We start from the raw sequence: 13,139 nt of genomic DNA, 5'->3' as shown, positions 1-13,139 counted from the left end.
TCTTTCCGTTAGTGTGCCGGGTAGCCTTTCAGCGGCTTGCACACTTCCCGTAAGATTAGAAATAAGGGCTTAAAGCAGCCTCATCTGCCGGAAGCGCATAATACAAGCTTATGTTGGAGAAGGCATGGCTGCGAGGCCCAAACCCTTCGGGATAATAATAATCCTGGGGATTTGCTTTGATTCTTTCTCCGTATGCTGTAATCACATCCATTGCTCTGCCTGTTCTTACTAAATCGAACCAGCGCTTGTTCTCGAAAGCCAGTTCTACTCTTCTTTCGTGGTATATCGCCTCCAGCAGGTCACCTCCCGAATAGTCGGGCAGGCCGGCGCGGTTGCGCACCATGTTCAGGTATGTGATAGCTTCAGCATCTTTGCCTTGCTGGGCCAACGCTTCCGCCAGGAACAGCAAAACTTCGGAGTAACGGTATACAGGCCAGTTCATACCATGGTTGCCATGCAGGGCATGGGTTTTGGCATACTTTTTAATATATGGATACACGCCATCCTTCCAGGAACTTCCACTCAATGTAATATAGCCAATAGAAGCATCTTCTCTTTCGTCCCCTTCTTCATAGGCGGCAATAAGATCAGGGGTAGGCGTGTTATTCCCCTCTTCACTAAGCGGCTGCGGATTGGAGGTGCCGGTGATAGTTACCAATTCTTCTGCAGTCATCGGGCGTGGCAAAAAACTGTATAGAAAGTTTCCACTAAGGCCTGCTGAGCCTTCCAGGAACTGCACCTCAAAAACTGACTCTATGTTGTTCTTGTTGCCCGTTGAGTTAGAGAAGGCGTCGGCGTATTCAGGTACCAAGGCGTATTCACCGCTGCTAACAACTTCCTGAAGAAGCGTTTCGGCCTCTGCCCACTTTTTCTGCACCATATACACATTGGCCAGCAATGTCCTTGCCGCTCCCGATGTTGCCCTTCCAGGCTCCTGCACTGATTTGGGCGGCAACAAATCGATGGCCCTGCTGGCATCATCTATAATCTGGGCATAAATTTCTTCTTCAGACGCCAATGGCAAGGCTGCTTCCTGGCGGTTAGGTACAGGGATTAAGTGCAGGGGAACGCTTCCGAAGTAACGCACCAGTTCAAAATAAGCATAGGCTCTTAGGAACAGGGCCTGCCCCATGATATTATTTTTTAATGCTTCATCACTAAACTCCACCTCGTCTATAGACGCCAGAATCTGATTAGTGCGCGCTATAATCTGGTAGTCCAGACGGTATTGGTCGCGTACATGCGTGTTGGACGTTACGCCATTGGCAGTAGGAATAGCAAAGTCAGCGATGTCTTCCTGCTGCTCAGTAGCCCCGAAATTAGGGTTACGAGCATAGTAGGTATTATCGGAATGCATCTCGCCTAAAAGCCAGGCATGATCGTTTACAATGCTTCGCAGCGGAACATACGCGGCATTAATTGCCTGCTGGAAATCGGCCGGCTTTGTGAAAAAGGTCGCCGAGCTCAGCGATGTCTCCGGCACAATCTCCAGAAAATCATCCTTGCAGCCCGTCAGCATAGCGACGAATAGGCAGGTTAATATAATTCCTTTTTTCATTATCTTCTGTAATAAAGATGTTAAAATATAATTCAGCTACATTTTGTCACTTAAAAATTCACATTTACGCCAAGGGTATAGGTGCGTGGCACCGGATAGTTCGAAAGGTCTATCCCCTGGCTTAGGTTTCCACCATCGCCGTTTCCTGCCCCGTTACCACTTGTCTCGGGGTTAGGGCCGCCCTCATAATTGGTGAAGATATAGGCCTGCTGAATAGAGGCGTAAAGTCGGGCTGATTTGATGAACTTGGTGATTTCATCAAATGTATACCCCAGGGTAATGTTTTTGATAGTGAAATAAGAGGCGTCTTCTATAAAGTGGCTGCTCATCCAGTCTCTTTCAATACCAGTCACGTTACCTCCGCCTACGGTTGTACCGAACATTCCTGCGCCCGGGTTTTCTTCTGATCTGAAACGGTACTTAACACCCTCCACCATATTGAAAACACCGTCGAGGTTGGCTGTGCTGTACAGGTGGCGAACCAGGAGCTGGTTGTCATACGAGCCGGAACCTACAATACTGAGATCAAATTTGCCGTACTGGAAGTTATTAGTAATTCCATAAATGAAATCAGGGAAAGGGCTTCCGATGATAGTCCGGTCGTCGTTATCGCCGCCGTAGGTGATAATACCATCACCGTTTATGTCCTTAAACTTTATACTACCCACCGTTGAACGGCCCGGAACCTGCGGAGAATTATTAAGGTCTTCTTCATTCATATAGAATCCTTCTTTTACAAGACCATAAAATTGGCCGAAAGGCTGCCCCACCTGGGTTATATGGAAGGTGCCATATACCCTGTCAATTCCTTCGGCCAGGGCCACTACCTTGTTCCGGTTGAATGAAATGTTGGCATTGGTTGTCCAGTTAAATTTCCCTACCATGTTTCTGGTTGTAAGGGCAAACTCATGGCCCCAGAAATCAATCTCGCCAATGTTGTCGTTAAAGTTACTGAACCCAGACTCCTGCGGAACCTGCACACTATAAAGCAGATTGGTAGTTGTCTTTTTATAGAAATCATATATAAACTGTATCCTGTCGTTGAACAAGCCCAGGTCCAAACCAACATCAAATTGCTTGGTGGTTTCCCAGCCCAGATTGTTGTTAGCCAGCGAGGTTACTACTGCACCAGGGGCAACGGTGCTGCCGAAGGCCGCATTTACAGTGTTGTTAACCAAGGCGTATTGGGTATAATTACCTATGTTGTTGTTTCCTGTCACACCATAGCTGGCCCTGACTTTTGCAAAGGACAGCTGCGGGATATCCTGCAGGAAATCCTCATCCGACATAATCCAGCCTACCGAAGCAGAGGGGAAAACACCCCAGCGGTTTTCCTCCCCAAAGCGGGAAGAACCGTCGCTGCGGACAGCAGCGCTGAACAGATACTTGCCTTTGTAGTTGTAGGTGAGCCTTGACAGGAGGGAGGTCAGGCTCCACTCTTCCACGCCGCTGTAGGTACCGCCCCGGTTGATGTTAAGCCCTGCCTGCACAGTGGGCAGCCGGTCGTCGGCATAGGTATCTGCCTGAATACGGGTTCTGTCATAACGGAAACGCTGGTTGGTGAAGCCGCCCAACAACTCAAAATTGTGATCGCCGAAGCTCTTGGTATAAGTGGCCAGATTTTCGTTCAGCCAGGTAAGGGATTTGTAATTGTCCCGGATGGAAACCGCTGTGGTTGGTATAGGCGTGTTGATACTGCTGGTGGCTGTTGAGGGATTGAAAAAGAAGAACTCGGAGTTGTCTGTCTCCACATTAAAAGTGGACTTTAGAACCAAGCCCTCGATGGGCTCATACTGGATATAAGCATTTGAAAGCAGGCTGATTGTTTCGGTTTCATTCACCAGCTCCTGCGCTGATCTTACCCAGTTCGGATAGGCATAAATATTCCCTGTTTCCGGTGGGAAATTGTTGTAATACGTCAGCTCGCCATTGTCATCGTAAATAGGCATGATGGGCCAGGTGTGCAGCGCATTGAAGAGAATGCCTGTTCCTCTGTCTCCGTCTGTTCTCGGGGTATTGTCGAACACGTAAGAAGGTGCGATATTTAACCCAATCCTTATTTTATCAGATACTTTATAATCTGAATTCAGGCGTGCCGAGTATCTTTTGTATTCATTGTTTATCACTACCCCTTCCTGGTCGAAGATGCCAAGAACCAATGCGGTGTTCAGCTTGTCTTTGTTGGAGGTGATGGATAAATCATAGCTCTGGATAGGGGCTGTTCTGAGCAGTGCACCATACCAGTCGTTGTTTTTGCCCTCATATATTGACGGATCCTGGAAGATCTCTGGTACAGGCTGCCCTGCATCCTCATAGTACTCCTTCTTGAACTGGGCGAACTCTACAGCTTCCATCATATCAATTCTGCCGCGCTCAGGTACTTTCTGTATGCCGCGATAGGCGCTGAAACTGACGTTTGTCTGGCCTGGCGTCCCTTGTTTAGTGGTAATCAATACAACTCCATTGGCCGCTCTGGAGCCATAGAGCGAGGTGGAAGCCGCATCTTTCAGAATGGTGATGTCCTGTATCTCATTCGGGTTGATGGCACCTATACCGCCTGTTATCGGGAACCCGTCCACCACATACAAAGGGTCACTTCCGCCTGTTACCGATAGCTGCCCGCGAATCCTGACGGACATTCCCTGACCGGGCTTACCCGTTGCCTGGTTGATTTGAACGCCAGCTAACTTCCCCTGTAACTTTTGTGTTACCTGCGAAACCGGTATGTCTTTAATGTCCTTGGTGCTGATGGTCTGAACAGATCCGGTCACTTCCTCTTTCAGCTGGCTACCGTATCCCACTACCACTACTTCCTGCAGGGCTTCTGTGTTGGCGCCCAACTGCACGTTTACAGTAGTCCGGTTGTTTATAGGCACTTCCTTATTTTCGAAACCTATATAGGAGAAGACAAGCGTTCCATTGCCATCGGGCACGTTAATGCTGTAGGTACCCTCGGCATCGGTCGGCGCCGCGATGGACGTCCCTTTCAAAACCACTGTCACACCAGGGAGGGCAGTGCCTTTGGCATCCGTAACCTTGCCCTGCACTGTGATGCCTTGCGCCAAGGCGCTGGCAATAGAGAAAAAGCAGAGATGGAGTATAAACAAATACCGCATCTTTTTAAGTAAATAGTCCTTCATTGCTCTTAAGTTTATGTTTTAATTTTATTTAATCAGAATCAAAACCGACGTGATCTATTACCTTTAGCGGTTTATTCATACCACTCTTATTCTTTTCCTATTAGGTGCTAACAAGGTGTTTTTTTGATAGCGATGGCAAATATTTGTTTGATATATGCTAATGTATAAGATGAAATGAGCAGACCTATCCTGTTGTGTCCTGTTATTCCCTATCTTCCTTAAAATTTTTAAACAATAATTTATTCTATAGAAGGGTTTATAGGATTTTTGTATCAAATCATAGCGCTCCCTTTGCCTTCAGGTTATTTGACAGCGCGTGTCAGATATTGCCGGAGATTTCGCAGCTAAACGTTAGTTATGAAACCGCATCTTTTGCGCGAGATGCAGGCGCGAATAAGGACGTACCCGGTAGGCAGTTTGCACAAATCATCGGCTTTCAGACAGAAGCTATTATTGAGCAGTCGATGCCGCTGTTTTGCACCAGTATGCAGGAAGAGAAGCCAATGTCAATGCCGTTGCCGCTGGCCCGCGGGCGTACGTGGATACCGGAGCCAAACCTGTTTAACAAAGCCGGGCTGCCGGCATCACCCTTTCAGGCCGATACCTGGCCGCCCGGGACGTATGGGAAGAAGTAAAAACAGGTATCACTAAAATGCATGTATAACACCTATAGAAGCATATCATACTAAACAACAAGTATAAAATGATACATAGAGCAATTTTACTTCGGAATGTGTTTTTGATTGGACTCGTGGCCTGCGTCGGAGTTTCCTGTGCGGCATCTAAGGTTAAGGGCCGTTTGCCGGAGAAGGAGGAAATCCTGAAAACCCTGACCCTGGCCAACAACTACTTTATGCAGAAGTGGCCTGATCCGGGCAAAGCGATCACCACCAACAAAACCCGGCCCAGCAACATCTGGACCCGCGCCGTTTACTACGAAGGCCTGATGGCGCTGTATGAGGCCGATCCGCAGCAGCGGTACTATGATTATGCAGTGGAATGGGGCGAAAAGCACAACTGGGGACTTCGCGATGGTGTAGAAACCCGGAATGCCGACAATCAGGCTGCCGGCCAGACGTACATCGACTTGTATAATATGGAGCAAAAGCCGGAGCGGATACAGGCGATAAAAGCCTCCATTGATAACATGGTGAACAGCGAGAAGGCCGATGATTGGGATTGGATAGATGCCTTGCAAATGGCGATGCCTGTGTATGCAAAGCTTGGCGTCCTATACAACGACAATGCCTATTATGAAAAGATGTATGATCTCTTTCATGCTTCCAAAACTGAGATAGGCGGTGGTTTATACAATCCTGAGGATGGCTTGTGGTGGCGGGATGCTGATTTCGTGCCCCCGTATACAGAACCAAATGGTGAAGACAGTTACTGGTCCAGGGGCAATGGCTGGGTAGCGGCAGCACTGGCAAGGGTGCTGGATATTATGCCCAAAGATGCGCCTCACCGCGAGGAGTACGAGAAAACGTATCTGGAGATGATGGAGGCGCTGGCGCCGCTTCAGCGGGAAGACGGTTTCTGGAATGTTAGCTTACACGACCCAGGCCACTTCGGAGGCAAAGAAACATCCGGAACGGCTTTATTTACTTATAGTATGGCCTGGGGTGTAAACAATGGCTTGCTGGATGCCGGGAAGTATAAGCCTGTCGTTGTAAAAGCCTGGAATGGCATGGTAACAGACGCCTTGCATCCGGATGGTTTTTTGGGTTACCTGCAAGGCACGGGTAAAGAACCCAAAGACGGGCAGCCGGTAACGTACAACAGCCAACCGGATTTCGAAGATTATGGCCTTGGCTGCTTCCTGCTTGCCGGTACAGAAATTCTCAAGATGAAATAAAAGTATACAGCAGCAATGTTAGTCCTTTAGTGTGCGGGCATTGCTGCTGTACTTTAATCAGGTAACGTAAAATCTACCTGCTGGTAGAAAGGGTTTTTCACCGCAGGAGTAGCTTTAACCTTCTGTCTTCTCTTCAGTATTTTCTTTCACCACCCGTAGGCAAAATGCAAGACGCTGGTATAAGCAGCCTGTCGCCGTTTAAACAGAAGCTTCGCCAGCTGATTAAAAGGCGGATACTTTTTTCCGGGCATCAGAAACCAGGTAATCGTTTAACGGAATCTCTTTGTTTGCCAGCAGACCTTCTATCACGGCGGCAGCATTGAGCTCGGCGCCAGCCAGGTTCGTATGCGTGTGGTCTCCGGGAAAGTAGTTTGCTTTTACTTCTTCCGGTTTCTGCTTTTCGTAATGCTGGGCTACAATTTCATTCAGGTCGATGAAATAACCGCCTTCTGCTTTGGCAGCTTCGGCAGCCCATTTGCCATAGTCTTCGGCGGCACGAACTACTTTGCTATCCTTCCAGATGTTTCTTGGAACCGGGGAAAGCACAATCGGAATGGCGCCCTTTGCCCTGGCTTCCCGCACATACTTGCGCATGTACCAGCCGTAAGAATGCACAACCTCTTTTTTGCCTGTTGCCTCTAAGGTTACTTCCTGCGTTTCATCGCCATTTCCTTTTATGGAGGCTCTGGCTCTGCCGGTGGCCATGGGGCCACCGTCGTTATGGCCAAACTGCATCAGCACGAAATCTCCCGGTTGTAGCTTATCCAGTACTTTGTCCCAGCGTCCTTCGGTGAGGAAGGTACGGCTGCTGCGGCCTCCAATGGCATGGTTTTCCACGTTAAGTTTTGTTGAATCGAAATAAGCCGAGATAAAGTCGCCCCATCCCCACAGGCCGCCCTCGCCTGTGCCACTCCCGTTCTTCACAGTTGAGTCCCCGATAATGTATAGCGTGGCTTTGTCTGGTTTGTGGTAGCTGGTAAAGCTGCTAACAGCCAGGCAGGAAAGCAGGAAAAGGCACAAAAGGCTCATTGCATGCTTCTTTCTGAATTTAGAGAGCAAAGGCTGGTTGCTGCCTTTTGCTGGCGAATTTGATGTTGCCATAGAATTTATCTTTAAAAGAGTTACTACTGATTAACCTTTACTTTATCATTCTGATGATTTTGAACAAGCGTGATGTTTGGCCGTGGGGGTTGCTGCATACCTTCACCAAAGAAGAAGCTGGTATGTGGTGGCTGGTTATAGCCTACATTCTGCCAGGCAATACTCAGCCTATATTGCGGGTTATGCATTAAAGTATAAACGCGGTGTTTGGTAGGGATGGTAGTAGTATAGATGCGCAGGTTCTTATTGTCTTTCGTCCGGAAGACGACCTCCTCACGCCAGTCGCCGAAAAGATCCGCGCTTAAAGCAGGTGTAGCTTTTGTGCCGTTGTTGGAGGTGCAGTCTTCTGCTGTAAACAAGCGGACTTCTGTTTCGTTCGTATAATCCCATTTATTGATGTGGTTTTTGTCGAGGAGCTCCCGCAACAGGTCGCCATCCCACCAGATGCCAAAGTTGGTGGAGGAAGGACCCTTGCTGATGCGCTCGCCTTTCACATTATAGAGACCATCGCTCCCGTTCCACCACATTTCTGCCCCGGGACTATGAGGGTTAATGTCGGCGGCCATGCCACGGCCAATATCCTTTCCTTCTTCGGCACCCCAAAGCACCTTGCCTGTACGGGCATCGTAAAGAGCAACTCCATACCCCGTTGTATTGGTTTCATTTTCGTGTATGCCAAACGCCAGCATATCCGGGCTCGACGGGTCAAAGTGACTGACATGTAAAGCATCGCCGTGGCGAAGGCCGGTGGAGAAGAGCCCTGTGCCATCATCATCCACCACCATAGCGCCATACACAACCTCATCTTTGCCATCATTATCCACATCGCTGATGCTGAGGCTATGGTTGCCCATACCCGAGTAAAGATTTTCCCCGTTTTTAGAGTCGAACACCCAGCGGGAGGTAAGCTTGTTGTCGCGCCAGTCCCATGCAGCAACGACGGTACGGCCATAATATCCACGGCACATCAGCACGCTGGGCAATTTGCCATCCAGGTAGGCGGCACCGGCCAGAAAGCGATCCACCCGGTTGCCGCTGCAGTCGTTGCCGCCATTGCCTCCCACGCCACCCCAGCCGCACAGATCGCCTCTGGCAGGGATGTAAGGTGCTGTGGCCATCGCTTCGCCCGTTTCCCCATTAAATACAGTAAAGTATTCCGGCCCCTCCAGAATTTTGCCGTTGCCGTTGCGCCAGTCTTTTAGAGTATCGCCAATTACCATGCCTTTGCCGTCTATAGTACCGTCAGCGGTTTTGCAGGCAAACTCTGCTATGCCATCACCGTCCATATCGATGACAACAAATTGGGTGTAATGGGCTCCCTCGCGGATGTTTTTGCCCAAGTTAATTTGCCAGAGTAATGTTCCGTCCATTTTATAGGCATGAAAAATAGGTGCATCCGTAAAGCCATTGGAAGGTGTATCACGGCTTTGCCCGGTCATATGCACAATAATTTCATAGGCACCATCACCATCCAGATCACCCACTGAGGCGTCGTTTGGGGTGTAACCTTCAGGTGTCTGCAGGGGGATAGAAAGATAATTCTGTTCCCATACTTGCGCCGGTTTAGAAGCGCGCTGCTCTTTTCCCTGCAGCACAGGCTTTACAAAATAGATTGTGGGCTGGCTTAGATCCGCTTTGGCATCTACAAAGTTTGTGCTCCCGATGACAGGCTTATGATTGAGCTTTACAGGCTTTTTATTGCCCGTTTTCCGGTACAGGTTGAAGGCTATTCCGTCCGGTTCTGTTCCGAGCATACGCCAGCCTACATACACAGAATTTCCTCCTGTATGCACGGCTACCACGCCACGGTCAAGGTACTCCATTTGCCGTTGAGCTATAGCTGATACATGACTCAGGAGAAATAAAACTCCTGTAAGAAGTATAGTATAAGCGGCTGGTTTTCTCATCACGCTTTAGATTGATGTTGCATTCTTAAATTTCAAAATGTTGGTGCTGCTCTGGGCGTTACACTGTAATTCTCATGGCAGCAGCCAGTTTCCGAGAGGGTTTGGGTGTACCGGGCTGAAGGGCTGCACATTGTTCCGCAGGTATTCAGAAGGAAACCGAAAAATTTATAGCTGCGTTTCCCCTGTGCCATGCTTGCCACCTTCATACTAAAAACCAACGGCAGAGCTAAGAGTCAGGTATAGGAGAAAGGCCTGAAGAGTGGCATAAGCAGAAGTCCTAACGTGACGGAAACTGAACAGAGCTGTCGTTAATTTTATACTTGTTTCCTTTCAGCAGGTTAATCATTTCGGCACCTGCCAGCAGCACCGGGCCATAGCTATGGGCGGCGTACACATTCACCGGGCGGTAGAAGTAAAAGGCAGGATCAAAGCCCATTCCTGTTCCCACGCAGGTCCCTTCTACCTGGCCTTTGTCGTTTACTTTTGTGGCCACTGCATTCCAGGCCAGCAGCGCCATTGGGCCATAAGCTTGCTTGTCCAGCCAGCCCCGGTTTATGGCACGGGTAATGGCGTAAGTATAAATAGCCGTGGCGGATGTTTCAAGATAGGTATCGTTCCGATCAACCAGCTGGTGCCAGAAGCCTTCGCCAGATTGGTAAGCGGCCAATCCCTTCACATGCGCCTGCAACTGCGTCATCACTTTGTTATAACCCGGATGATCTTTCGGCAGCACATCCAGCAATTCTACCATCGTCATCACGGCCCAACCATTGGCGCGGGCCCAGTGAAACTGTGGGTGCGGCTCCATGCCCTGCACCCAGCCGTGCATGTAAAGGCCTTTTTCCTTATTGAACATGCGCTCCGAAAATTGCAGCACCTGTTTCACGGCGTCATCATAGTAGCGGCGCTCACCTGTCAGCTTTCCCATCTGGGCCAGTGCCGGTACGCTCATGAAAAGGTCATCGAGCCAAAGCGTATTTGGCAGCGGACGATTACGGGCGAGGGTGCCGCCGGATAAGCGCAGTTGTTTATTGCTGATATAGTCGATGTAGTTGTTGATGAGTGGTTCTAGATTTGCTTTAACGCCGGCACGCTCGGCTTTGATCATGGCAGCGCACATAGCGCCGGCATCATCGAGGGCGTGCGGCTCCAGCACGGAGCGGAGCGGCGATTCGGCCAGCGCTTTAACTTTCATTCGTGCCCAGTAGTAGGGGGCCAGACTGGCAATAAATTTGAGTCTGCGGGCTGTATATTCTGTAAAGCGCGAATCGCCGGTCGCCTCTCCTGCCGACAACATACCAGCATAGGTTACACCCCACTCGTAACTGATAAGCCTGTAATCGCCGGGCTTCAGAATGGCGTTGTCGCCGGGATTTTTATAATTCTTTATTTCCTGTCCTGTTTGCTTATCTACTAATTCAGGAGGAGTAGTAGCCTCTAAGTAGGTATATACCCGTTGCAGTACTTTTGTAATATCGTCTACCGTGGTTTTACCATAAGGTGTTGGATAATCAGGCTGCAGCAGGTGTAGCGGCGTTGTGGAATCGGTGCCTTGTGGGGCTGTTTGTGCTCCGGCATACGGGCTAATACAAAATGACAAAGCTACAGCTACCAGAGCCGGCCTGGCTACAAGGCATAGGCATTGAGCAATGTTATGAGAGTCTGTTTGAGCCGGCTGTTTTCCTGTAGTTTTCATGAGCAGGGATTATAATTATAAGGTACCCATCTTCTACAGGTAATTTGTCTGACTCTTATAGTTGAGATAGAACGAGGAGTAGGTGTCAATATAGGCAGCTACGCACAACATACTATCCTGTGCTGTCCCGTTCTCAGTGTAGAAAAATGATTTATTATTTTACCTGCACATCCACATCAGCGGCCAGTTGGCGCGTTAAATCCAATACATAATTCCGGAAAGAGGCAGGGTCCTTAAATGTCTCATGGCTTAATTCCCAGCCACCAACAGCGAAGTAGTTCACAGGTTGATTGTTCTTTGCTTTCATTTTAGCAAAATAGGCCTGCGAAAGCCTTCCTTGTTTGGGCGCTTCCAAGTAACCCTGGTAAAGCTCTTTTGGCAGTATCAGCGCCAGCCCCAGTATCCATTCTTTGTTGTAGGTCTCCCGGTCGTGTGTCAGCAGCACTATCCATTTGTCATCTACCGGAATCTCTTTTATGGGGTCGGTTGGATCCAGGTTGTTGATCCCTATGAGCAGCATTTCATCACCTTGCAAACCTGAGATTGTAGCTGTATTGCGGTAGGCATACATGCCCGGCCAGATGGCAGGCTGCTCTTCTAAATGATAGGTGCGGTTGGTGCCGTCCGGATGCCAGTTGTTATAAGTCAGGTGAAGTATAGAGCGCACAGGACCTTCGGTAACAACATCAAGAACGGTGCTTTCGACATTATTTATTGTATCGTTGGGCAAAACGCCGAGGCGGTAAATGCTATCGCCAATCATCAGTTCAAGACCTCCAATGCCCGCTGAATTGCCAACGGCCATCACATCGCGCCCCCAGTCTGCCATTACATGGTAATTGTCTTCTACAGCGCCTTCGGCATTGATGCCTACACTGTCCGGCGACATATATGATACCTTTTTCCCAAACAGGTCTTTCGCATTGCGGCCATCAAAATAATGGCGGAAGCCAACTTTGTCATTTTCCCAGGTTGGGCCGTCTGTTTGGTATGGCTGATATCCATAACCGGCGCTCTTAGGCAATTGGGTTGCAAGCAGCGTATCCCGGGTTTTAGGCTGCACAGGTGCATCCTTTGCGGAACGTTTTCCAAACCGGACACTGGTGCGTTTTGTATAGCCTGGCTGCGTATTTACCCAATAAAGCTGCAGTGTCATTTTTTCTCTAGCATCAAGGTCGGTAACAAAGAAGAGCTCGTCCCATTGCTGATCGGCATTCAGATCGTCTAGTTGTGCTGCTACCGTATCGCCGGTTTCTGTTAGAAGCACCGGAAAAACATTTCCCTCCGGAATTTCAGAAAGTTTTCCGCGGCTGATAGCGATGGCTTTGTCCATCAGTTTAACAGCAGAAAGGTTCGTTAGCACAAGCTCCTGCGTGTTACTCTGTTTTCCAGACTCGCAGGAGAGGAGCGAGCCGCATAAGCAGGCAAAGGAAAGTATGATAATTCCTCTTTTTCTCATCAGTAAAGATTCTGTATGGTGTTAAATAATTAAACTGGCTGTTACTGGCTAAGGCATGCCGAACGTAATATTTACTTGCTCAAGCGAAGTTTATACCTGAAACCGCTATCTGCTGGCCAATATGTACCCTGCGGGTTGCCGGCCTGTACCAAAGCCGGAACCTGATGCCCGACTGTATTTTATAAAAATAATGATTTCTTTAAGTTTGATAATCTGCCCAAAAGCAGCATACTGATTAACGGCATGAGCAACTGAACCTTATCGGAATCATGATTAGCGCGTAAAACTGCAAGATTCACTTTATCCTATAATCATGGATATCGTTGTGCATACTTTTGGTAAGCACTATCCTTCCTCCTGCAAAGCCTGCGCAGTGCTTAAGTATTTCTGATACCGGAAGTATGAAGACCGTATGATTTAACG

At 48.8% G+C, this 13,139-nt stretch carries 8 protein-coding genes; 2 read left to right on the top strand and 6 right to left on the bottom strand.

Annotated elements, in window-relative coordinates:
• Positions 1–55: 55 nt before the first annotated feature.
• Positions 56–1,558 (bottom strand): RagB/SusD family nutrient uptake outer membrane protein, encoded by a 1,503-nt coding sequence (locus tag I2I11_RS17380; protein WP_196269009.1) that lies wholly within the window; start codon positions 1,556–1,558, stop codon positions 56–58.
• A 50-nt stretch (positions 1,559–1,608) separates the two neighbouring features.
• Positions 1,609–4,698: a SusC/RagA family TonB-linked outer membrane protein gene (locus tag I2I11_RS17375; protein WP_196269008.1), complete on the bottom strand. Its 3,090-nt coding sequence runs from the start codon at positions 4,696–4,698 to the stop codon at positions 1,609–1,611.
• 326 nt (positions 4,699–5,024) lie between these two features.
• On the opposite strand from I2I11_RS17375, the gene I2I11_RS17370 reads away from it, so the two are divergent.
• Positions 5,025–5,333, top strand: coding sequence for a hypothetical protein (locus tag I2I11_RS17370; protein WP_196269007.1), 309 nt, complete (start codon positions 5,025–5,027; stop codon positions 5,331–5,333).
• A gap of 68 nt (positions 5,334–5,401) precedes the next feature.
• Complete coding sequence (locus tag I2I11_RS17365; RefSeq protein WP_196269006.1) at positions 5,402–6,553, top strand: glycoside hydrolase family 88/105 protein; 1,152 nt, start codon at positions 5,402–5,404, stop codon at positions 6,551–6,553.
• A 222-nt stretch (positions 6,554–6,775) separates the two neighbouring features.
• Here the strand turns inward: I2I11_RS17365 and I2I11_RS17360 are convergent, their stop codons facing one another.
• The 4 genes from I2I11_RS17360 to I2I11_RS17345 form a co-directional block, all read right to left on the bottom strand.
• Positions 6,776–7,654 (bottom strand): rhamnogalacturonan acetylesterase, encoded by an 879-nt coding sequence (locus tag I2I11_RS17360; protein WP_230680394.1) that lies wholly within the window; start codon positions 7,652–7,654, stop codon positions 6,776–6,778.
• A 23-nt stretch (positions 7,655–7,677) separates the two neighbouring features.
• Positions 7,678–9,477 (bottom strand): rhamnogalacturonan lyase, encoded by a 1,800-nt coding sequence (locus I2I11_RS17355; protein WP_230680393.1) that lies wholly within the window; start codon positions 9,475–9,477, stop codon positions 7,678–7,680.
• A gap of 361 nt (positions 9,478–9,838) precedes the next feature.
• Positions 9,839–11,161, bottom strand: coding sequence for a glycoside hydrolase family 88/105 protein (locus tag I2I11_RS17350; protein ID WP_230680392.1), 1,323 nt, complete (start codon positions 11,159–11,161; stop codon positions 9,839–9,841).
• Positions 11,162–11,411: 250 nt separating this feature from the next.
• Positions 11,412–12,716: a DUF4861 domain-containing protein gene (locus tag I2I11_RS17345; protein WP_196269003.1), complete on the bottom strand. Its 1,305-nt coding sequence runs from the start codon at positions 12,714–12,716 to the stop codon at positions 11,412–11,414.
• Positions 12,717–13,139 lie beyond the last annotated feature (423 nt).

Source organism: Pontibacter rufus, from assembly GCF_015694705.1.
Classification (GTDB): domain Bacteria; phylum Bacteroidota; class Bacteroidia; order Cytophagales; family Hymenobacteraceae; genus Pontibacter; species Pontibacter rufus.
The sequence above is the reverse complement of the archived record's forward strand: the minus strand, read 5'-3'. Positions and strand labels throughout refer to the sequence as shown.

Coding starts and splice junctions, on each gene's coding strand:
- I2I11_RS17380 (WP_196269009.1), bottom strand. CDS start 1,558: ATGAAAAAAGGAATTATATTAACCTGCCTATTCGTCGCTATGCTGACG.
- I2I11_RS17375 (WP_196269008.1), bottom strand. CDS start 4,698: ATGAAGGACTATTTACTTAAAAAGATGCGGTATTTGTTTATACTCCAT.
- I2I11_RS17365 (WP_196269006.1), top strand. CDS start 5,402: ATGATACATAGAGCAATTTTACTTCGGAATGTGTTTTTGATTGGACTC.
- I2I11_RS17360 (WP_230680394.1), bottom strand. CDS start 7,654: ATGGCAACATCAAATTCGCCAGCAAAAGGCAGCAACCAGCCTTTGCTC.
- I2I11_RS17355 (WP_230680393.1), bottom strand. CDS start 9,477: ATGGAGTACCTTGACCGTGGCGTGGTAGCCGTGCATACAGGAGGAAAT.
- I2I11_RS17345 (WP_196269003.1), bottom strand. CDS start 12,716: ATGAGAAAAAGAGGAATTATCATACTTTCCTTTGCCTGCTTATGCGGC.